This window comes from Bacteroidales bacterium (assembly GCA_016707785.1).
Taxonomy (GTDB): Bacteria; Bacteroidota; Bacteroidia; order Bacteroidales; family UBA4417; genus UBA4417.
Window position 1 is genome coordinate 424,815 of record JADJGZ010000001.1, and the last position, 20,385, is coordinate 445,199.

Annotated in this window: 24 protein-coding genes and 1 tRNA gene; 9 read left to right on the top strand and 16 right to left on the bottom strand. The window is 38.2% G+C overall.

Going from position 1 to position 20,385, the window contains the following annotated elements:
• Positions 1 to 129: 129 nt before the first annotated feature.
• From IPH84_01715 to IPH84_01755, 9 genes are all read right to left on the bottom strand, one after another.
• Positions 130 to 1,608 (bottom strand): B12-binding domain-containing radical SAM protein, encoded by a 1,479-nt coding sequence (locus IPH84_01715; GenBank protein ID MBK7171959.1) that lies wholly within the window; start codon positions 1,606 to 1,608, stop codon positions 130 to 132.
• 155 nt (positions 1,609 to 1,763) lie between these two features.
• Entirely contained in the window at positions 1,764 to 4,235 is a 2,472-nt protein-coding gene (locus IPH84_01720) for a glycosyltransferase (GenBank protein ID MBK7171960.1), read from the bottom strand.
• Complete coding sequence (locus tag IPH84_01725) at positions 4,225 to 5,379, bottom strand: pesticidal protein Cry7Aa (protein MBK7171961.1); 1,155 nt, start codon at positions 5,377 to 5,379, stop codon at positions 4,225 to 4,227. Before IPH84_01725 ends, IPH84_01720 begins: the two co-directional genes overlap by 11 nt.
• A complete protein-coding gene (locus IPH84_01730) occupies positions 5,376 to 6,494 on the bottom strand; it encodes an AI-2E family transporter (GenBank protein MBK7171962.1) in 1,119 nt (372 codons plus the stop codon). Before IPH84_01730 ends, IPH84_01725 begins: the two co-directional genes overlap by 4 nt.
• Positions 6,491 to 6,886, bottom strand: a complete 396-nt coding sequence (locus tag IPH84_01735) for a hypothetical protein (GenBank protein ID MBK7171963.1) — start codon at positions 6,884 to 6,886, stop codon at positions 6,491 to 6,493. Before IPH84_01735 ends, IPH84_01730 begins: the two co-directional genes overlap by 4 nt.
• 6 nt (positions 6,887 to 6,892) lie before the next feature.
• Positions 6,893 to 7,234, bottom strand: a complete 342-nt coding sequence (locus tag IPH84_01740) for a hypothetical protein (GenBank protein ID MBK7171964.1) — start codon at positions 7,232 to 7,234, stop codon at positions 6,893 to 6,895.
• 250 nt (positions 7,235 to 7,484) lie between these two features.
• Complete coding sequence (locus IPH84_01745; GenBank protein MBK7171965.1) at positions 7,485 to 7,757, bottom strand: YtxH domain-containing protein; 273 nt, start codon at positions 7,755 to 7,757, stop codon at positions 7,485 to 7,487.
• A 20-nt stretch (positions 7,758 to 7,777) separates the two neighbouring features.
• The gene (locus IPH84_01750) at positions 7,778 to 8,101 is read right to left on the bottom strand and encodes a hypothetical protein (protein MBK7171966.1); all 324 of its coding nucleotides are present in this window, start codon (positions 8,099 to 8,101) and stop codon (positions 7,778 to 7,780) included.
• Positions 8,102 to 8,129: 28 nt separating this feature from the next.
• A complete protein-coding gene (locus IPH84_01755; protein MBK7171967.1) occupies positions 8,130 to 8,285 on the bottom strand; it encodes a lmo0937 family membrane protein in 156 nt (51 codons plus the stop codon).
• Between the two features lie 543 nt (positions 8,286 to 8,828).
• Between IPH84_01755 and IPH84_01760 the strand changes: the two genes are divergently transcribed.
• On the top strand, positions 8,829 to 10,280 hold the full coding sequence (locus tag IPH84_01760) for a glycoside hydrolase family 130 protein (protein MBK7171968.1): 1,452 nt from the start codon (positions 8,829 to 8,831) through the stop codon (positions 10,278 to 10,280).
• Positions 10,281 to 10,403: 123 nt separating this feature from the next.
• On the top strand, positions 10,404 to 11,876 hold the full coding sequence (locus tag IPH84_01765) for a glycoside hydrolase family 130 protein (protein MBK7171969.1): 1,473 nt from the start codon (positions 10,404 to 10,406) through the stop codon (positions 11,874 to 11,876).
• Between the two features lie 48 nt (positions 11,877 to 11,924).
• Here IPH84_01765 and IPH84_01770 read toward each other — a convergent pair whose 3' ends face one another.
• The 6 genes from IPH84_01770 to IPH84_01795 form a co-directional block, all read right to left on the bottom strand.
• Positions 11,925 to 12,110 carry a hypothetical protein gene (locus IPH84_01770; GenBank protein ID MBK7171970.1) on the bottom strand — a complete coding sequence of 62 codons (186 nt, stop codon included), beginning with the start codon at positions 12,108 to 12,110 and terminating at the stop codon, positions 11,925 to 11,927.
• A gap of 54 nt (positions 12,111 to 12,164) precedes the next feature.
• Positions 12,165 to 12,692: a hypothetical protein gene (locus IPH84_01775; protein MBK7171971.1), complete on the bottom strand. Its 528-nt coding sequence runs from the start codon at positions 12,690 to 12,692 to the stop codon at positions 12,165 to 12,167.
• A 60-nt stretch (positions 12,693 to 12,752) separates the two neighbouring features.
• The gene (locus IPH84_01780) at positions 12,753 to 13,418 is read right to left on the bottom strand and encodes a PorT family protein (GenBank protein ID MBK7171972.1); all 666 of its coding nucleotides are present in this window, start codon (positions 13,416 to 13,418) and stop codon (positions 12,753 to 12,755) included.
• A 26-nt stretch (positions 13,419 to 13,444) separates the two neighbouring features.
• Entirely contained in the window at positions 13,445 to 13,786 is a 342-nt protein-coding gene (locus IPH84_01785; GenBank protein MBK7171973.1) for a cupin, read from the bottom strand.
• Positions 13,787 to 13,849: 63 nt separating this feature from the next.
• The gene (locus IPH84_01790) at positions 13,850 to 14,368 is read right to left on the bottom strand and encodes a hypothetical protein (GenBank protein MBK7171974.1); all 519 of its coding nucleotides are present in this window, start codon (positions 14,366 to 14,368) and stop codon (positions 13,850 to 13,852) included.
• 148 nt (positions 14,369 to 14,516) lie between these two features.
• Positions 14,517 to 15,074, bottom strand: coding sequence for a helix-turn-helix transcriptional regulator (locus IPH84_01795; protein MBK7171975.1), 558 nt, complete (start codon positions 15,072 to 15,074; stop codon positions 14,517 to 14,519).
• 582 nt (positions 15,075 to 15,656) lie between these two features.
• Here IPH84_01795 and IPH84_01800 point away from each other — a divergent pair.
• The gene (locus tag IPH84_01800) at positions 15,657 to 16,460 is read left to right on the top strand and encodes a type IV toxin-antitoxin system AbiEi family antitoxin domain-containing protein (protein ID MBK7171976.1); all 804 of its coding nucleotides are present in this window, start codon (positions 15,657 to 15,659) and stop codon (positions 16,458 to 16,460) included.
• Positions 16,457 to 17,248 (top strand): nucleotidyl transferase AbiEii/AbiGii toxin family protein, encoded by a 792-nt coding sequence (locus IPH84_01805; GenBank protein MBK7171977.1) that lies wholly within the window; start codon positions 16,457 to 16,459, stop codon positions 17,246 to 17,248. The genes IPH84_01800 and IPH84_01805 overlap by 4 nt, the downstream gene beginning before the upstream one ends.
• Positions 17,249 to 17,743: 495 nt before the next feature.
• Here IPH84_01805 and IPH84_01810 read toward each other — a convergent pair.
• Positions 17,744 to 17,827: transfer RNA gene (locus IPH84_01810), tRNA-Ser, on the bottom strand.
• A gap of 365 nt (positions 17,828 to 18,192) precedes the next feature.
• Here IPH84_01810 and IPH84_01815 point away from each other — a divergent pair.
• The 5 genes from IPH84_01815 to IPH84_01835 all read left to right on the top strand — a co-directional run bounded on the left by IPH84_01815 (position 18,193) and on the right by IPH84_01835 (position 20,159).
• The gene (locus tag IPH84_01815; protein ID MBK7171978.1) at positions 18,193 to 18,471 is read left to right on the top strand and encodes a hypothetical protein; all 279 of its coding nucleotides are present in this window, start codon (positions 18,193 to 18,195) and stop codon (positions 18,469 to 18,471) included.
• Positions 18,472 to 18,510: 39 nt separating this feature from the next.
• On the top strand, positions 18,511 to 18,828 hold the full coding sequence (locus tag IPH84_01820; GenBank protein ID MBK7171979.1) for a Crp/Fnr family transcriptional regulator: 318 nt from the start codon (positions 18,511 to 18,513) through the stop codon (positions 18,826 to 18,828).
• A 189-nt stretch (positions 18,829 to 19,017) separates the two neighbouring features.
• Positions 19,018 to 19,362: a hypothetical protein gene (locus IPH84_01825; GenBank protein MBK7171980.1), complete on the top strand. Its 345-nt coding sequence runs from the start codon at positions 19,018 to 19,020 to the stop codon at positions 19,360 to 19,362.
• 159 nt (positions 19,363 to 19,521) lie between these two features.
• Positions 19,522 to 19,755 carry a hypothetical protein gene (locus IPH84_01830; protein ID MBK7171981.1) on the top strand — a complete coding sequence of 78 codons (234 nt, stop codon included), beginning with the start codon at positions 19,522 to 19,524 and terminating at the stop codon, positions 19,753 to 19,755.
• A 158-nt stretch (positions 19,756 to 19,913) separates the two neighbouring features.
• Positions 19,914 to 20,159 (top strand): hypothetical protein, encoded by a 246-nt coding sequence (locus IPH84_01835; GenBank protein MBK7171982.1) that lies wholly within the window; start codon positions 19,914 to 19,916, stop codon positions 20,157 to 20,159.
• The last annotated feature ends 226 nt before the right edge of the window (positions 20,160 to 20,385 follow it).

Here is a 20,385-nt window from a genome sequence, read left to right on the forward strand (position 1 = left end):
AGGCCTGCGCCTTATTCCATACGTTGCTTTACAGGTGGAATTACCGTGGGTAGTTGGCGCCAACCGGGGGGCCGCTCTCATTAACTCACAAGCATTCCTCAGCCACGGCACCAAGAGTAAAAATCCAGATTAAAGTCCGAATACAGTCCTGTAATGAAACCCATAGATGGTATATTCAATAGCATCAGCCAGGGATCCGGGCCGCTTGCGCAGCGTCCAGAAAAGAAACCTCCAGTATTCCCTTCTTCCTTCCTTAAGCAGGCCTAAGATTATGACAGATTTTAGAAATCCCATGATTTTCTGTGAGTTGATCCTTACATGTCCAATATTTGGAGGCTCATAGTTCATAAGCAATCTTCTGATTCTATCGTAATAAGGCTTTGTGGTATAAATTTCCTGGATGATCATTTTATACCCCTCAAGCAGCAAATCATTGTTCATTCGTGGGATGAAATTCATTGACTGATCTGTGTTATTTCCAGAACCTTCGTTAATCAGCCGGTCTTCAGCTTCCAGCCGTTTATAGAGCTTCGTGTTTTTGGGTGCATTCAGAAGACCAACCATTGCAGATACAATACCACTTTTCTGAATAAACTCAATTTGTTCTCTGAAAACCGTAGGCGGATCTTTATCGAATCCAACAATAAATCCACCTGAAACAATCAATCCGGCGCGTTGGATTGTATGTATGCTTTGCAACATATTGCGGTTTCTGTTTTGAACCTTATTGCATTCCTCCAGCGATTCTTCGTCCGTTGTTTCAATCCCAATGAATGTGGAACTGAATCCCGCTTCCGTCATCATCTTCAGTAACTCCTCATCATCGGCCAGATTTATTGAAGTTTGTGTATTAAACGAAAATGGGAAACGATGTGCCTGCATCCAGAGGATCAGCAACGGTAGCAATTTCGTTTTAATTTCATATTTATTGCCTATAAAGTTATCATCCACGATAAAAACGGATCCCCTCCAGTTCAGTGTATACAAAGCTTCCAGCTCCCGGACCACTTGTGCAGGCTTTTTCATGCGTACTTTTTGCCCCAGAAGGGTTGTAATTTCGCAAAAATCGCATGCATATGGGCATCCTCTTGAAACCTGGATATTCATGAAAGCATAATCTTTCCTTGAAAGCAAATGATAATCAGGAATCGGACTCTGAGTTATATCGGCAAATTCATCAGATGAGTACACCTTTTGAGGAACTTTACCTGATGCAATATCCTGAAGGAATAAGGGCATTGTTATTTCGGCTTCATTCAGGACAAAATGATCAATGTCAGGATAATTCTGATATTCCTGTGTGAAAAGTGGCCCACCGGCAACAACTTTTACACCGGCCTTCCTGCAAGTCACAATCACATTATCAACGGAGGCTTTCTGGATATACATGGCGCTGATAAAAACATAATCTGCCCATTGGATATCTAGCTGCAACAAAGGTGTCACATTCATATCCACCAGCTTTTTATTCCATGAAAGTGGCAGTAATGCAGAAACTGTAATCAGCCCGAGTGGAGGCACCGCCGCTTTCTTTGATATAAAACCCAGGGCGTGCTTATAACTCCAAAAAGAATCTGGATAAATCGGGTAAACCAATAGTATGTTCATAAGATAGCCAATTATTCAACCGGAACGGATATCTGTATCGTTCAGTATGATACATTTTAACCATAAAATTGCGTCATAAGGGATTCAATTGAATTATACAATTCAATTGAATTTTTATACAATTCACACCTTTTAAGAAGAAGAGCAGTAAACTTTTAGTCCAACTTCTGAGGTTGTGACCGGAGGATTGGCTGGCTAAATTGTTTTTCGTCAGTTGAGTAGAGCAACCGCTTCTGAGTAGGATTGATGCGGGCATGTTTGCGAACGGGAAACATCGGGGGAGTCTCTTCCTGCCGGAAAGATTCCATCGACAATCGGGCCATCAGGTAACTGACTGTAGATTCTGCGCCCTGGTTGAGATTCACATGTGTTTCTTCAAGACCATCATAACATCCTCCTGTACAAGGATTATAAATAATCTGATGCAACCTGTTATCCCCCAAGAACCAGTTGAAAGCTATTTCCATTTTCAACCTGTATTCTTCCTTCTGAAAAGCTTCATAAAACATCCCAAGCGTCATAACTGTATAAGCCACATCAATAGGTTGTTCACCATAATGCCCAGGTTTCTCTCCTTTGAGCAGCCAGTTTTTATTTGAAATTACTTCTATTCCATTTTCATTGAATGTTTGTGACAACAAGAACTTCATGGATGAGAGAGCTATTTCCTTATACAGGTTTTCTCCCGTAACTGACCAGGAAAGCAGCATAGCCTCCGGTAATACGCTATTAGCATAGGTTAGATAGCTTTCATACCACTCCCAGTTAATATTTGATTCATGATGATACATTTTCGACAGACGGTCAGCAATTGTTCTGATTAATTCAACTGCAGTGTGGGATGGATTCGTCCTGTTATAGTAGTAAAGCCCTTTAATTGCAAAAGCCATTGAACGGGTAGAATATACCTTACTTATATGTGGAAGGGAACGTTCAAATATAGCTTTTGCCAGGGAATGAATATCAGCGGGCAGCGCTTCCTTTAAGGATATCAGATAACCCAGTGCCCATATGGCCCTTCCATTGGAATCGTCAAGGTTGACATCTTCATTCTGGGAGGTGAATTGAAGGTCGGCATCCATATAATTCAGGAAATTCCCATCCTTTTGCTGACAGCTGCCAATAAAAGACAGGTATTTGCGAATGTCTATGATATTCTGTTCATAGCCTGTCATTTTGTAATACATGCTAATTGCAACCAGGGCCCTTGCATTATCATCAAGGGTATACCCTGAATCCAGATCCGGATGGTTCAGTTTTGAGAACTGGATGATTCCTGTTTCTGTTGTCATAAGGTTCAGGTGGGCAAGATTGATCTGAGGGAGATTATATTTAACAGCTTCCCCCGTACCTGTAATCTTCTCAAAAAGCTTGGCATGCATTACTGCTGAGTTCTCCCATGCCGTACTGACAATTTTTTGCAAGGTATTTATAATGATACTTCTGCGAAGAGGCTCATTATTTAAAAGGTGGACAACTCCTTTAGCCAGTTGACCTGAATCACGAAAATCAAATATGATTCCGGTATCCTTTGTAAGAACCTCTTTTGCATGCGGGATTGGAGTGGAAAGAATAGGGCAACCACAGGACATAGCATAGGCAAATGTCCCGCTAACAGCCTGGTTGGGATCATTGGTTGTAAAGAGATAGATATCGCTTAACTGAAGGTATTCGAGCAATTCAGGCAATGCAAGATACTGATTGATAAATTTAACCTGTTCCTGGAGATTTAATTCCTTTACTGTATTTTCAAGCATTTCCCGGTATTTTTCACCTTCTGATTTCACCACCTCCGGATGAGTCTTCCCAATGACCAGAAATACAACTTCCGGGCTCTTTAAAAGGATTTCAGGCATAGCATGTAATGTTGTTTCAATGCTTTTTCCGGAACTAAGCAGTCCAAAAGTGGTAAGTACTTTTTTGTCTTTTAATCCATACTTCATTTTCAGGAATTCTTCACTTTGATGGGTAACAAGGTGAGTCCCATGTGCAATTACTGAAATATTTTGCTCAGAAATCCTGTAATCAAGCATGAGTATTTTTGCTGAATGATTAGTCATTACCACAATTGAAACGCAAGCATCTGCAATTTCCCTTACCTCTGACCTCAGCCTGTCATCAGGATTTGGCAGTACTGTATGGAAAACGATTGCTACGGGTTTATGGATACTTCTCAGGAAATCTAAAAACGCCTGTTTCTGCGAATTAAAGAATCCAAATTCATGCTGAATAAGCACCATTTGTATATTGTCATCCTTATTGATACTCTCAGAAATCTTTTTAAACGCATCTTCTTTAGAGGTATCAAGGATATACTTTACCTCTTCAGGATAACTATAGTTTACTTTTCCTGATTCCAGTGCACAAACAGATAAGGCAAATGAATTGCTGAATTTATTATTCAATGACTTGATCAGATCCTGGGAATAGGTTGCAATACCACATTCCCTTGGAGGATAGGACGAAATAAACAGTACTTCAAGTAAAGGTTTAACAGGTTCATTCCTGGATATATATGGATTTTGCAAGGGTAAAGCAGAAGGATATTCTATATTTTCCCGACCAAATACCCCTTCCTGAATATCTTGTATATCATTGGTCTTGTTGGAATTAGCTTTATTTTTCATGGAGTTGGTTTTTAGTAGTTTCAAGCTTCTGAACGGGTTTCCACATTTCAGAAATATCTGTAGTAAGATCACTGACAACGATTGAAGTATTTGAATGAGTGTTTGTTTCATCCTTTACAGCATAGCTCATCAGTTCTGTGATCAATTCCTCCAGTATGATGGATGCACATGCAATCCTGGAGTCGGCGGCACCATAGTAAATAAACAATCTCTCATTAAAAACCACAGCGCCTGTTGGGAATACAACATGATCCACTATTCCGTTTTCTTCCCAATCGTAATCAGGACGAAACAAAGGATAGGGTAATCTTGCCAGAACCTTGGAAGGAATGTTTAGATCTAACATTGCTGCACAGGCGGTGTAATACATCCCCTTTTCAGTATCTGCAGCCCCATGATAAATCAATAACCAGCCATACTCTGTTTCAATTGGGGGGCATCCACTTCCAATGTAGCTGGATTCATGGGGAAATATGGGATCAAGTACTATATGATCTCTGAAGTTTTTCAAATAATTTAACCAGAAATCCTGTGAGAGTTCGTTCAGAGTATTGATGGTAACAATTTGAATTCCAGGTCTGATCCTGTGAAGAAAAACCAGTTGACCATTGATTTTACGAGGAAAGAAAACAACGTCTTTATCCCAGGTAAGAGCGTTACCCTCCTTATCATCTAACTTCTCATAAAACAATTGGTTCTGGATATAGTTTTTATGAAGTAGTTTATCTGATCCAACTAATGAAACAAATTCATCATAATGTACCATTGGTGTAATAATCCCATGCTTTTTAAACATTTTCATATCCCTAGATAATGCTAAAGCACCAAGAGCACTAATTCCATCATAAACAGTATAAGTAAGATAATAGCATTCTTCAATCTTAACAATTCTGGGATCTTCCAGCCCATGGGATTCATATTCCATTTCTGAACTGAGGATCGGTTCATCCCATCTTTCATCAACCTTGAGCGGCCCTTCAAGTCTGCAATAACCAAGGCTCGAAAAATTGCCTTCTTTCACTGCACGATAGATAAGATGAACTGTTCCTCCATCAATAATGGCCGCAGGATTCATCACAGCTTCATTTTCAAACTCCAGCTGAGATTTTGAAAGTAAGATTCCTTCTTTTGTAACCTTTATCATTTTTTCTTTGGAGTCAGTTTAATTCGGGGTAAGCGAATGGGTTTTACTTTAAGCATAGGTGGCATCGTATCCCCCAATAAGTATCCCCAGGGTTTCAGTTCATCGATATGGTCAAATATGAGTTTTACGATGGCTAACATCGGGATTGAAAGGAACATGCCGGGAACTCCCCATAACGCGTTCCCGACAATTACGACAATGATGGAGAACAGCGCATTGATCTTGACTTTGGATGCCACGATTTTAGGAACGATGTAATTATTATCAACCAACTGGATAAAATAGTAGATGCCCAGTATATATAATGCATACCATGCAGATGACTTGGTTGCCAGTGCAACCATCATTGGCAAGGCCACAGCAACAAGGCCTCCTATGTAGGGAATAGCATTCAACAGTGCCCCCAGGATTCCCAGCAATAAGGCATATTCAATCCCCAGAAGTAGCAATGCAGAAATCTCCATTGCTGCAATTATGGTTGCTTCGATAACCAAACCTACCAGGTAACGCTGGATCACGGTTTTTATCTGTGAAATTATCTCCGTCAGTTTGCCCTGATTACCATCTGCAAAAACCATATGTAAAAACTTCAGTAAAAGGGGATGATAATAGAGCAAGAGGAATATATAAACCGGCATCAGGAAGATTACAACAAGTCCGCTTCCCAGGCTAATGATGGTCTTTCCGATGGATACTCCGCTAAAATGAGTTAACTCATTCCTTGTATTAGTTATCCACCCATGGATCTTGCTGGGACTTATATCAAAATAGCCTGAAGCCCACGTAATTGTATTATTTAATAGTGCAGTAAATTTCTCAACCAGTGCCGGCCATGATTCACTGAATTTGCTGATCTGCGAAATAAGCAACCCTCCAATAGCTGCTATGCTTATAAAGATCAGGATAATTGTTATTACAATGGCTACAACACGATTAAAACGCTTTTTAACCAGGAAATTTACCAGAGGATGGAGTACTATGGCAAAAATGATTGAGAAAACCAGGGGAATAAGAATGCTTTGGGCTACATATAATAGGGTAAGGAAGGCAATTATTCCAATGAAAAAAAAAACCACCTTTAAACTAAATGGAAGATGAAATTCTTTTATTATCATGGCTTATCAGGGCTAGATTTGTTGGGTGAGATGAATTGCATAATAAAATGACTCAGGTTTTTCAGCATATCAGGGTGCTGCGCCACAATATTTGTCACCCCAAACTGCAGTATAGAACCCAGCAGTTTCCTGATGATACTGGATGAGCCACCTACAATCAGTTTCCTGGATAAAAATCCGGAAACAAGTCCCATAGCCGTTCCCAGAATATTATCGAGCAGGTAGGGTGAGGAAGATATATCCTTTAAGGTACTATTGATCAAATTGATAGGTTTAAGGCTTTCGTAAGTAAGAAAGAATTGTGTCTTTAATACCTGGCCTTTAAAATCCTGCTCTGCTTCCAATATTTTGATAGCCTCCAAAAGTTCTGAAGATGTTGTAATATTTTCCATCAGGCTTTATTTAAGTACTTGTTTAATAATGTAGTCGCGAAATGTTCTCTTGAGCCATTTGTGTAGAAACACATGAATAATGACTCCAACTATAAAGTAGAAACCGGCAACTACGAAAAAGCCTAGATAAGTTTTCTCAAGCAGCTCTCCTATCCACAGTGCCAATCCTAAATTCAGGAAAAGCATAAACGAAGCCACCAGGAAAAAAACTGCCGAATGTGGAATAAATGAAGAAACTACATTTGAAGTTTTATCAAGAACTTTAAGCTTGACTAACTCAAATGAAGTTTTTCCATAATCAATTGACTTTTCGAGTAGCGATTCTATTAATTTTTCTTTTTCTTCCATGTGGCAGACATTGAAAATTGGATTTTAAGTAGTAATGGTGATCATGAGCCGAAACCAACGATTCAATTGCTTTCCAAACTTTAGAATATTCACAGATATGATAGGAATCCGTCTCGTCAAAAATGACGAGACGGGATACCTCATGAGTTCGTTTCTCCAGGTAATTCGGCTAAGCCTTTAGCTGCTCTGCTAATGAATTTATTACATTAAGAAAGTCTCATGAATAAAACCACAAGCAAACTTGCCTTCTCTATGCAGTTTTTTCTTCTTTTGGATTACCTGCAACAGGGTTACTCGTTTGAGAGGTGTAATCTTCAACTTCTTCCTTAACCGCCTGGAATTTTTCAGTAATTGTATCCATAAATTCACTGATCTTGTCCTTGACAGCATCCACATAGTCTTCACCTTTCTTACCGATTTTTCTCCTGGTATTTTTCCCTTTGTCAGGAGCTAAGAGAATTCCTAATAATGCACCGGCAGCAATTCCTGCTGCTATGCCCAATAATATTTTACCTGTACTCATAATTTTTAGCTTTACAAGGTTTATAATAAGATGATAAGTAACAAAACGATCAGAAGTGCAGCTCCTACAGATATATAAATATATCCGCCCATTTCCTTGAGTTGTTGTTTAATCGACCGGACTTCTTTCCTGAGTTCTCTTTTTTCAGAGGCTTTAAGTTCGGATTTATCCATAGCCTTTATTTCATCCAGCCGGAGTAAAAGAGCTTTAGCCTGGGGAGAAACAGGAGGTTTAGGTGCTTCCATCGTTACAGATGGAGCTGGGGTTGAAGCGGCTGTTTGAAATGGTAAAACTGATAATGACAATCCTGTTGCCAATAAACAGCAAATTGCTAGTTTTTTCATTGTTTTTGAGGTTACTTGATTAATTAAATTAAACTACTTTTCTTCCCTGGATAATTCTGAAAATTATTGCAATTAGAGCAATGACTAATAACAAATGAATCACTGATCCTGCACTGTAAGCGAAAAAGCCAATTGCCCATCCAATTACCAGAATGACAGCTATGACATAAAGTAGATTTCCCATGATGTTAGTTTTGTTAAGTAAAATGAAGTCGATGTATCTGTAAAAATCCAGAATCTTTCCTGGAAAATCCCTGGACTCGAAGCAAATGTTTATGAGTACTTTTAGCCTCTGCTGTTGGTCCGCATTAAGGCGGATTTTTACGATCAAAACAAAGGTATTTCTGATTACCGCCTCAAGTCTTACATAACTTTTGGAATTACTTATATAATTCACACTTGTTGATTATTAACGTACTTTTGTGTGATCCTCCACCTGAGTTGTCAGAGAATAATATTTCTCAAACTACAAGTAAAGGTTCTTTTCTTCTGTTGTGTGTTTACTGCTTTTTTCTCTGATTCATTTGCCTCAAAGCCTGAGTAATCCTTCCTCTTTTCACAATGTTATAGAATTGAAATCATGCAAGTTGAGGTAATAAGAAAGAAGTTTACTTTTTCCCCGGATCCTTCAAGGATTATTGCCCGCTTCCTTTATATGAATGACGAGCGATCGGCTGACATCATAAGGAAAGTGCTTGCTATGCCTGAAAAGGATGTAAATATTGCAATGAGCCAGTTATTGCGGGGCTATTCAAGAAGGCACAGGAATATTTCCAAAATATTCGAAAAACATTTTGCAAAGCTGGAACCGGTCTTTGAAAAAATTGAAGTGAATGAAGAGGATCTGTCTATTGCTCAGAAAGCATTAATAGGTTCTTATTTTACAATGGAATATTCCATTGAATCTGCAGCTTTCTTCAATCCTTCTGTAGTGGAAAACCCCGATCAGTCAGAAACGAGACCTGATGAAAAAAGAGTCATTTTTAGTTTCAGGGCTACAGGTGAAGGACATATTTCATCCATTGTCTTCCGCTCAGGAGTGCTGGATAAAAACAATAACCTTACCCTGGAACCAGTGGGCAGAATGCTTGCTGAAGCTGATGTCATTAAAAGGAATGCGTATAAAAAAAAATCATTCCAGGAAAAGCTTGAAGAGATGAAAGAGTATGGAAATGCGATCTCCCCTGCTATCCTGGATAAACATGATGAAAAACCGGATCAGGGAAACATCATTCCCCCTGTTATTGTAGGAAGTCCGGAAGTTTTACCTTTAAAACCCGTTACGACATCTCCCGGCTTTATCATGGATCAGCTTCCTGAAGAATTTACCTATGGTGAATTGATGATGAATATCGAAAAATTCAGAAAGCAACCAGGGATCACCGAAGAACAGGCAAAAATCATTAACCAGATGATGTGGTTAGCATCTTCTCATTATGAGATTTTCTTTTCCATCGATTCAGCCATTTCTGAAAGGGTAATCTTTCCTGTTTCTGCCACCGAACAAAGAGGAATTGAAGACGCCAGGTTTGTAAAATTTACTGACGATAACGGGGAAATCACTTACTATGCTACCTACACAGCCTATGATGGCATTACCATTATGCCTAAGCTGATCAGCACAACTGATTTCTATAACTTTAAAATATTACCCATTAATGGAGAGATCGTCCAGAATAAAGGGATGGCACTCTTCCCAAGGAAAATTAACGGGAAATATGCCATGCTCTGCCGGATTGATGGAGTGAATAACTATATCGCCTATTCTGATAATATCAATATCTGGAGGGAAGCAAAAATCCTTCAGCGCCCCAAATTCCCCTGGGAACTGGTACAAATTGGAAATGCAGGAAGCCCGATTGAAACAAAGGATGGATGGCTGGTTATTACACATGCGGTCGGTTCCATGCGCGAATACACCCTGGGTGCCTCATTATTTGATCTCAATAATCCTGAAATAGAGATTGGACGGCTCAGCGACCCCTTAATGATGCCCAGTGAATCAGAACGAGAAGGATATGTCCCTAATGTAATCTACTCCTGTGGTTCCATTGTTCATAATGATGACCTTATCATCCCCTATGCTATGTCAGACCATTCTTCAACCTATGCTACAGTCGATTTGAAGGAATTATTGGAAGTGTTAAAAAACTCCGGGAATGCCAGTGATGAAAAGTAAATTGCATGGATGTCCTGTTTGTAAAAAATGTTCACTAAATATTCATTTTTTTCATTATAAATCAATTACTAATTCACTGAATTTCAATTAACTATTAGTGAACCTAAACTAACAACTACTAGGATGCAAGTAACAGCTATCAGGAAAGACATTCAATTCTCACCCGACTCCAGCAGAATCATTCCACGCTTCCTTAAAACCACCAACGAAAGAAGCATCGAGATCATTAAATCAGTACTTTTAATGTCGGATTCGGAAGTCAATTCATCTATGAATCAATTACTTAGGGATTTTTCTACCCGACATCGGAATATTTCCAGGATATTTGAAAAACATTTTGAAAAACTGCAAAGCTTGTTTCCAGTGGATGGAATATCAGCAGATCAGCTTAACTATTCAAGGAAAGTATTGATTGGATCCTATTTTACGATGGAATATTCGGTTGAATCTGCTGCTTTCTACAATCCTTCTTTACTTGAAGATCCCGATCAATCAGGGATAGGACGCGGTGAAAAAAGGGTTATTTTTAGTTTCAGGGCAACTGGAGAAGGGCATATCTCTTCTATTGTGTATCGAAATGGTATTTTGGATAAAGAAAATAATCTCACCCTCGAACCGGTCGGAAAACTACTTTCTGAGGCTGATATTGTTAAACAAGTCGTCTTTAACAAGGTTTCCTTTCAGGCAAAACTATCTGAACTACAACACAATGGCCATGAATTCACTCTTGGCAGTATCCTTGACAAGTTAGGCGATAGTTTTACTTTTAAGGAACTTGAACATTGCCTGGCTGAAGAAAAAGCCCTACCCTCCTCTTCTAATGAGTTGCAAATGAACCAGATGATTGGATTGGCTTCTGCTTATTATGAAATAGACTTCTCTATGGATTCCGCCATCTCTGAAAGGGTAATTTTTCCGATTTCCCCAACAGAACAAAAAGGAATTGAAGATGCCTGCTTTGTGAAGTTTAAAGATGAAAACGGGAAAGTGACCTACTTTGCAACGCTTTCTGCCAATGATGGAATCAACATCATGCCTAAAATTCTATATACCACCGATTTTTACCATTTTAATGTTCAGCCATTATCCGGCACAATAGCCAGGAGTAGCGGAATGGCTCTTTTCCCTCGTAAAATCAATGGGAAATATGCTATGTTATGCAGAATTGATGGGGTAAATAACTATATCGCCTATTCGGATGATATTTATACCTGGCAGGATGCTCAACTGATCCAGGTACCTAAATATGCCTGGGAACTTCTGCAGATTGGAAATGCAGGCTCTCCTATAGAAACTGATGAAGGCTGGCTGGTGATAACACATGCCATCGGACCGATGAGAAAATGTGTGATCAGCGCATCCTTGTTTGAACTTGAGCATCCTGAAAATGAGATAGGAAGATTATCCACTCCTTTAATAGTACCGAGCGAAACAGAAAGGGATGGATATGTCCCGAATGTTATCTACTCCTGTGGTTCTATCATCCACAACCAGGACCTTATTATTCCCTATGCAATGTCCAACCATGCATCCACTTATGCTACAGTGAACCTCAAAGAGTTACTTGACGAACTGAAAGGTACATACACTAATTAAACTCGTGTAGCACCTGTTCAGTCCTTCAAGCATTTACACCGGCTATATTTATACCCTGATATTCATCAAATCATCAAAAACTCCGAATGCTTTCAGGAGCCAAATGATAACGATAATTACAATCACAACGTTCAAAATCGTTTTGATCTTATTATCCATTGGAATGTAAGTATTGATTAGCCAAAGCAAAACACCGGCAACTACAAGAATGATTAATATGGTAACTATTGGCATGATATTTATGTATTAGTACTGTGTTTATTTAAGAATCTTGCCTTTCTGTTTCAATTACCTGATTGCAAGCCCAATGGTTGAAACACCGCTGGACAAGTCCAGAAACATTCCGACTTTGCTATTGAAATGATATTCTGTACCTACATGAATATCAAGAAATAAAGGACTCGCCCTATGATAATAATCTCTGTCTCCATGGTAGTCTTCATCCCAGCTTGCGTTTCTGATTGCAAATCCCAGTGAACCGGCCAGGTAAAAATCCCATGCAGGACCGGCTTCAAACACCTGGTCAAAATAATAGGAGCCTTTTACACCCAGTGGAATAACCGTTTCACGATAATAATCACCCCTGTAAGAGAACACGGTAATAAAGGGTGCCAACGTAAAATTCCTGGCAGCATCAAATTCATAATTAATGTGGAAGACCGGCAATGTACGTGCTAAATATCCATAATAGCCGGAGTAACCGCCAATCCCCAATCCGAGATTCAAGGTTTTTCCATGTTGTTCTCCTTTCTGTGCCGATAAAGTTGTTCCAAGGAAAAAAAGAACAACAAGCATAATAAAGCCTATTTTTTTCATGGTTTACGATTTCATGTATTTAAATTAACACTTCAAATAACTCTTTTAAATGAATCTATTTCAGTTGTTTACCAATCTGTAGCCAACTGTAGCCTGGAACCAGACATTTTTGTATCGGGGCGTTGTGGTCGTATTGTCCTTATTGTTGTCAAAAAGATCCCAACCCATTCTTGTACCGATTACAAAATTATTCAGGTCAATATCCAGTCCTCCCAAAAAACACAAGGTATTCATACGGAGATCATCATTGTTAAATTCTTCCTCCTGCTGGATCGTAAAAAAAGAGCCATCAAAATCATCTTTTTGTTTCAGCAGGTAAGAATACTGGGGCCCTGCCACCAGGTTCAGGAATGGCGTTGGTTTTAGTGAAAACAATAGAGGAACATCTACATAAGTTGTGGTTCTTGTATAATCATATAAGATTCCCAGGAACTTACCAGTAGCATGGAATCCTTTTTGTGAGATAAGAATTTCAGGTTGGAATCCCAGGTATTTTCCAATAGGAATGGCTACAAATACACCTGTTGCAAGTCCAAACTTAGGATCGGCTTTAAACTCTTCTCCTTTAGTATCATATACATTGGAGTAATTAGTACCCACTTTCACACCCAGTTGGATCATGTCGCGATAATCAGCAATCCTCCCCTGTGCGAAGCAATAATTTTGTGAGATAATCATGTATAATGACACAGCTATCCCTAGCAGAATAATATTTTTCTTTTTCATGGTATTCAAATTAAGTTGATTAGATCTTATTCATATCCGCTTTTTATGATCGTAGAGATCATTTTAAACCGCACATTAGCTTTCAGCAGATAGGAAGAATGAGCGGGAATAATGATAGACTGTCCAACCCTTAAATTAAATGACACTCCATCAATGACAATCTCTGAAATACCCTCTATAATCTGTACAAACCTGTCAAAGGGTATTATTTTCTCGAGTAAGGATTCACCGGCATCAAAAGAAATAGTACTAATGTTACCTGTGACTTTACTAAGTATAGGTTTTATCACTACCGAATGTTTAACATATTCGATAGTTTCGGCTATACTCATTGCTTTCGATTTTTCAACAACTATAATGTCCTTCATTTCAAAATCCTGTTTCTTCGAAAAGTTCAATTGAGTGTTAAATGTGTAGAAATGTCAACTGCACTATTTCTTTTTACCACCTTTTTTACCTGAATTATGTTTCCCCCTGGAATCATTGGAGTGCCTGGCATCTCTACCCTGGTCATGGTTTGATTTGCTTCTTACATTGTGCCTGGTAGCTCTGGAGTTATGATTTGAGGGACGTTCACCTATCGTTTTCTGATGTGATCCTTTATAACCCTTACCGTAATTCTTTCTATGTTCACCATAATGTACATAAGGAGTTTTGCCATGATAGTCAGTTAAAACAACCTTATAGCCATGATACAGATCATAATTCCTGTATCTGTATGGAAGGTAGGATCTATGAATCCAGGCACCACGGGAATTGTAGATGAACATTGAAGTTCGCACATCATAATAGGCCTGGACATCGGGGAGGTAATAATACTCTACTTCACTATACCCAACAGGTCCCCATGCAGGTGGAGAACCAATAGTAATATTAACATCAATTTGTGCATGAGAAGCCCCTGCAAGGAAAAAGATTATTCCTGCTAATACAATTTTCAATGGTTTCATGTATTTCAATTTAAAAGTGGCATCCGCCACAATGTGGCAGATCATGGCTGCTTCACCAAAATTGATAAGTAAAGCAGGTTTCACTTTGCAAAGGTGCAACCCTGAAACACTTAAGTTATTACATGATTACAGAAAACAGTTGCATGATTCACACATTTCCTGCTTCAACTCTCTTGCCTTTAAGCAATTTGAAATAAGAAGGAGTCAGGCCTGTTGCTTTTTTAAACTGATTGGAAAGATGTGCAACACTGCTATAATTCAGTCGATATGAAATTTCAGTAATACTCAATTCATCGTAGAGCAAAAATTCTTTAATCTTTTCAATTTTATGATTAATAATATATTGTTCGATAGTAACACCCGTTACTTCTGAAAACAGATTAGTGAGATAGGTATAATCCATGTTCAGCTTTTCACTGATATATTCAGAATTTTTCACCTTTGGCATCTCATCCGAATAGTGAATCATTTCAACAATCAGGCTTTTTATCCTGTCAATAAGAATCGATCTTTTGTCATCCATCAATTCGAGACCGGATTTCAACAAGGCAGATTTCAGTGTAGCATGTTGTTCATCAGTTAATGAACCCTTTATATCCACAACACCTAAATCTACTACACCAAATTGCAGTCCCAGTTTCTCCAACTCCGATTTCACCAGCATTTTGCATCGGATTGAGACCATATATTTGATATATATCTTCATTTAATTAATCTGATGTATGTGTTTACTCATACAACATACAGAAATGATTTCAGTTTGCATAAAATACTAAGATACAAAGAATTTCTTTATATGATGTGAATCTATGGTCCTTCTTACCGGATCTGTAAACGCAAATCTGCTAGATAGGCGTAATGCAGAAAGATGCGGCAGAATAAAAAATGAAAACTACTTAGCTTCGGTATAAGATTAAAACACTGAATATTTGGAGACCTTCCTTTTCTCTGACTTATACCATTAGTTTTGCACTTTTCTCGCTCGTATGACTCCACACATATACATGGGAACAATCCCTCATTATCAAGCGATTAAAATGGCTTCTCAAAGCTATCAACCGCTTTCCCTAAAGCGTCAATGTCATCCTGCTCCTGAAACACAATATTTTTTCTGATTTTTTCGAAAACTGGCAGTTTACTGACCTGGCTAATGCCTTTACATACTATGATTATCGCAAAAATCCCCGGAAACGTATTCATTTAATCAATAAGAATATAATTCTATAATCCACTTGCAATAAACCCCGAAAAAAAGGGTATATTGCATGCTGTTAGAAACGATCTTACTATGAATGGTTCGATTAAACACACGAATGATTTTCTGCAGGTTATACGTAGCAACGGCAGATATGCTTTTACGATAGATGAACTCATCGAAAAAGTTCCCAAGACAGTTAAGAATATAAGAAAGGATCTTGATAGACTCCGGGATAAAGGTGAGGTGATCAATATCAGAAGAGGGTTTTATACAGTGATTCCCGTCGAGTACCAGAAAATGGGTTCAATTCCTGTAGAGTTGTATATAGATGAACTAATGAGGTACCTGGCAAAGAAGTATTATGTAGGGTTAATAAGTGCAGCTATGTTCCATGGAGCGGCTCATCAGCAGCCACAGGAGTTCTTTGTTTTGACTCAATCTCCAAAACCACGGACGATAAAAAGCAAGAACACCCTGATAAATTTCTCAGAAAAGAAGATTCTCTCTACTTCTGGAATTGAAGAAAAAAAAACAGATACAGGTTACTTTAAGATCTCAAATAAGGAACTTACTTTTCTTGATCTGATTTATTTTGAACAGGGCATTGGAGGTTTCAACCGAATTATTTCAGTCCTTAGAGAATTATCGGAGAGCATAAGCATAACCAGGATGAAAGAAGCGGTTAAGATTGACTTCCCTGTAAGCACATTTCAACGTGCAGGATTTATAGCTGAACATATCCTAATGAATGACAAGCTTGCAAGTATTTTTGAGAATAAGTTGGCTACTGAAAGCATGAAAAAAGTGTTTTTGAAATCTTCAACTGACAAAACTGGGATATGGAATGAAAAATGGAAGTTGATTGTGAATTCTAATATCGAAGATGAAATATGATACCAAGAGCTTTTATTTACGAATGGCAGGAAAGAGCGCCATGGCAAACAAATGCTCAAATTGAACAGGATTTGATTATTGAAAGGTCTTTGGTTGAATTATTTTCCGATGATTTAATTAAGAATAGCCTGGCATTTAGAGGTGGAACCGCCTTACATAAGCTATTTATGAAACCACAGGCGAGATATTCCGAAGATATTGACCTGGTACAAATAGAACAAGGACCTATAAGTCCGGTATTAAAAAGAATACGGGAAAAACTTTCATTCCTGGGGACCAAAAGGACGGTAAAGCAACACATCCATAACAATACGATCCTATATCGGTTTGAAACTGAAATTCAGCCGGTTATTAATATGAGGTTAAAAATAGAGATCAACACCCGGGAACATTTTAACATCCTTGGTTTACAGGAATTTACTTTTCAAATGGAGAACTCGTGGTTTTCAGGTGGCTGTCAACTGACTACATTCACACTAGAAGAACTCTTAGGGACAAAACTAAGAGCGTTATATCAAAGAAGAAAAGGAAGGGACCTGTTTGATTTATATTGGGCACTAACCCATTATAACATTCACTCTAATGACTTGATCAAGTGCTACAAAGGATATATGAGTTTTTCAGAAGGCCAGTCTCCATCCTCTAACATGTTTATAAATAATTTGGATGAAAAGATGAAGGATAAGGAATTTTCCAGCGATATGCATGCTATTCTTCGCCCAGGTATAGATTATAATCCTCTGGTTGCTTGTGAATTAGTAAAACACGAATTGATAGAGAAAATTTAAATCTTCTTTAAATTCTAAATGGTGCTCATAGATTCATTGACACAGAAATTAATAATCTTCAAATCCCTTTTCAAGGGCAGAGAAGATGTGTTTGCAACCAGATGGGAAAGTGGGAACAAAAGTGGTTATAGTCCATCCTATATCTATGACCCTTATTTCTTCCGATTACACAAAATGAAAGGGGGCAATTTTAATGATTTTTTCTGACCTTTTTACGGTTAATGTAGTAGATTACAGAGAATGTTACTCAAGACATAGTAATGTAATTTAGGTTAGCAAAACTATATTTTTCGAGCAAGTTTCTGCAAAGCAAATCACTGATATTCTATGAAAAAGGCTCTATTCGGTAGACATTGTATTTTTTGAAAATATCCGCCTCTTCTCCACTTTAAATATAGCCTTAAATAGCCATTTTTTGCCTCGCTAAAAAGAACAAGTCACTGAAAAAGTACTCATTTTCAGTGGTTTGCGTTTTTTCACTTTTTGAATCAGCGGAGAGACAGGGATTCGAACCCTGGGACCCCTCGCGGGGTCAACGGTTTTCGAGACCGCCCCGATCGACCACTCTGGCATCTCCTTAGTAATAAACAGTTGCAAAAATAGGAAGTATTATTGAATAGGCAAGTTGAATTGTTTGATGTAGACTAAGCTCAGTGTGAAAATCAAATAATTCCTTTAGTTTTCAGAAAGATATAACCATTAATAGTCTTGTAGAAGTACTCCTCTTTTGCTGCCAGACTTTTTGTTTCAAATTCTGTATAATAATGTAAAACTAAAGGTCTTCGACTTTTAGTAGACCTTACCTCTGTATGCACTCTTCGCATCTGTACTAATATAACAAAAACATAGATATATTACAGTTTTTGATATTGAATTCAATGTTGGTTCAATTTAAAATCAGTTATATTTGTATATGAGTATCCTATTCCTAATTGTATGAGCTGATGAATGATAAAGCATCATTGAAGAAAACACTATATTTCCTGGGGGATGAACTTCTCAATGAGATTTTTGATATTGGGATTGTTAAGGAGGTTGAAGTGAAAACTGAATTGCTTAAAAATGGCCAGTATATTAAATTTATTCCTATAGTCATCAACGGACTGGTGAAAGTAATTACCCAATTTGAAGAAAAAGAACCCTGCTTTTATTATATTCAGCCAGCACAAAGTTGCATCATGTCCTTTTCATCAGGCCTTAAAAAAAAAAAAAGAGTAAAATAGTACAACACTGAAGAAAACAGCACTGTGCTGCTCATTCCAATGGAAAAGATATCGAAATGGGTTATTGAATTACCAAGGATCAACCTTTTATTTTATGAACAGTATGAACTTCGTTATTCTGAGCTTTTGCTCAATTTTCATGGACTCTTATATCATAAACTTGATACACGATTACTTGATTTCCTGAGCGTAAAAGCAAGATTAACAGGAAAAAACCATGTCAGAATTTCTCATAAAGAGATTGCTGCTGAATTAGGGACGGCCAGAGAAGTTGTAAGCCGCCTGATCAAGAAACTCGAAAATCAGCATTTACTCAGGCAACATAATGATACTATTGAGATAATTATGCCGGTGTAACTTTAGTCACTGAACAGACTTTCCATTTGAATTACCTTTGTATTTATCCAGAAGCAATATAACTGAAAGCTCAGTATTGCTGTCTTGCTATGATGCTTTTTACGTTATTCACAATTAATCAGAGAAGTGAATTTGCAAATTGAATGCATGGAATAATTCACCAAAAACCTAAAACCTAAAAATTATTGTATGAAAAAAATTTTTCTAATTGCATTGCTACTGGCAGGGTTTTATGTCCAGGCGCAGGTAACTGTTTTATGGGCAAACTATCCAGGAGGAGTAGCCTCTGCAACGGATGCATTGAACAACGTTTATACTGCAAACTGGGATTATAATGCCGCAGGAGATATTACTGTTACAAAGTGGGACCAAAATGGAAACATTTTATGGGAGGTGGCTTATGATAATACTAATACAACCAGGCATGAGGTTGCTACCTGGGTTGAGACAGACAGCCAGGGAAATGTTATTGTTTCAGGGACAACTGATCAGGAAGTATTTAACCAACGCCAACAGCTTCTTAAGGAAGTTTAGTTCATCTGGAACTTTATTATGGAGAGAAAAAGTGAAGTCGATTTTGATGGTTCCCTCTCCACAAAAATGTTTGATTGATGCACAGGATAATATTTATGTACCTACGCAACTCCCTGACTGCTCTGCAAAGTCAAAAAGTTTAACTCATCAGGGAATGCATTGTGGTCATATATTGATAATGCAGGGATTGGCGTACCTGTGAATTTTAAGTTTACACCTGATAATAAACTACTTATTTCTTGCAGATCGATTTATGGGAGCATAAATGGCTATGCAAAAATCGACCTGGATGGAAATAATATCTGGAACCTTGCCGGCATAAATAGCTTAACAGTGGGTGATGCTGCCGGTGATGTTTTCGGGAATCTACACTTATTAATGGTCAATATGTAACTGGTGCCACTGGAAGTATACTGAAAAAAATATCTCCGGCTGGTTCATTAATTTGGGAGAAAATTAATCCTATTGCAGGGTTTCGGGTAGAAACAGGAACTGATAATAATCCTGTAATCAGCGGATTCCCTAATTCCGGAACTGCTGGTGCTGCATTTATGAAGTTCGATATTAATGGCAATGTTTTGTGGCAAAACCTGGATGCTGATGGTCCTTCTTATAATCTGTTATCACATGCCATGATGAAACTGGATGCATCAAATGCAGCCTATCTTGAGCCAGTATTATTTCAGAGGCTGTTGCATGAAGTTAACAGTGATGGCACATCAGCATGGACAGCAACTATTTCCGGCGGATATGCATATGACCTTGATTTTGGAACTGACAACAAGGGTATTTTGTAGCCTGAGGCACTACTGCCAGGTTACCACAAACAGGCGCTCCTACCCTACCCGCCGTTCCTTCCAATCTTACAGCTACCGCATCGGGATCCATCTGACTCAATCTTACCCATGTCTGACAATTCTTCGAATGAAACAGGTTTTGTCCTTCAGCGTTCTTTATCAGCAAGCAGTGGTTTTAGTACTATTATTTCGCTTTCAGCTAATACTACAACATATTCAAATACAG

Coding starts and splice junctions, on each gene's coding strand:
- IPH84_01715 (MBK7171959.1), bottom strand. CDS start 1,608: ATGAACATACTATTGGTTTACCCGATTTATCCAGATTCTTTTTGGAGT.
- IPH84_01720 (MBK7171960.1), bottom strand. CDS start 4,235: ATGAAAAATAAAGCTAATTCCAACAAGACCAATGATATACAAGATATT.
- IPH84_01725 (MBK7171961.1), bottom strand. CDS start 5,379: ATGATAAAGGTTACAAAAGAAGGAATCTTACTTTCAAAATCTCAGCTG.
- IPH84_01730 (MBK7171962.1), bottom strand. CDS start 6,494: ATGATAATAAAAGAATTTCATCTTCCATTTAGTTTAAAGGTGGTTTTT.
- IPH84_01735 (MBK7171963.1), bottom strand. CDS start 6,886: ATGGAAAATATTACAACATCTTCAGAACTTTTGGAGGCTATCAAAATA.
- IPH84_01740 (MBK7171964.1), bottom strand. CDS start 7,234: ATGGAAGAAAAAGAAAAATTAATAGAATCGCTACTCGAAAAGTCAATT.
- IPH84_01745 (MBK7171965.1), bottom strand. CDS start 7,757: ATGAGTACAGGTAAAATATTATTGGGCATAGCAGCAGGAATTGCTGCC.
- IPH84_01750 (MBK7171966.1), bottom strand. CDS start 8,101: ATGAAAAAACTAGCAATTTGCTGTTTATTGGCAACAGGATTGTCATTA.
- IPH84_01755 (MBK7171967.1), bottom strand. CDS start 8,285: ATGGGAAATCTACTTTATGTCATAGCTGTCATTCTGGTAATTGGATGG.
- IPH84_01760 (MBK7171968.1), top strand. CDS start 8,829: ATGAGCCAGTTATTGCGGGGCTATTCAAGAAGGCACAGGAATATTTCC.
- IPH84_01765 (MBK7171969.1), top strand. CDS start 10,404: ATGCAAGTAACAGCTATCAGGAAAGACATTCAATTCTCACCCGACTCC.
- IPH84_01770 (MBK7171970.1), bottom strand. CDS start 12,110: ATGCCAATAGTTACCATATTAATCATTCTTGTAGTTGCCGGTGTTTTG.
- IPH84_01775 (MBK7171971.1), bottom strand. CDS start 12,692: ATGAAAAAAATAGGCTTTATTATGCTTGTTGTTCTTTTTTTCCTTGGA.
- IPH84_01780 (MBK7171972.1), bottom strand. CDS start 13,418: ATGAAAAAGAAAAATATTATTCTGCTAGGGATAGCTGTGTCATTATAC.
- IPH84_01785 (MBK7171973.1), bottom strand. CDS start 13,786: ATGAAGGACATTATAGTTGTTGAAAAATCGAAAGCAATGAGTATAGCC.
- IPH84_01790 (MBK7171974.1), bottom strand. CDS start 14,368: ATGAAACCATTGAAAATTGTATTAGCAGGAATAATCTTTTTCCTTGCA.
- IPH84_01795 (MBK7171975.1), bottom strand. CDS start 15,074: ATGAAGATATATATCAAATATATGGTCTCAATCCGATGCAAAATGCTG.
- IPH84_01800 (MBK7171976.1), top strand. CDS start 15,657: ATGAATGGTTCGATTAAACACACGAATGATTTTCTGCAGGTTATACGT.
- IPH84_01805 (MBK7171977.1), top strand. CDS start 16,457: ATGATACCAAGAGCTTTTATTTACGAATGGCAGGAAAGAGCGCCATGG.
- IPH84_01815 (MBK7171978.1), top strand. CDS start 18,193: ATGAATGATAAAGCATCATTGAAGAAAACACTATATTTCCTGGGGGAT.
- IPH84_01820 (MBK7171979.1), top strand. CDS start 18,511: ATGGAAAAGATATCGAAATGGGTTATTGAATTACCAAGGATCAACCTT.
- IPH84_01825 (MBK7171980.1), top strand. CDS start 19,018: ATGAAAAAAATTTTTCTAATTGCATTGCTACTGGCAGGGTTTTATGTC.
- IPH84_01835 (MBK7171982.1), top strand. CDS start 19,914: ATGAAGTTCGATATTAATGGCAATGTTTTGTGGCAAAACCTGGATGCT.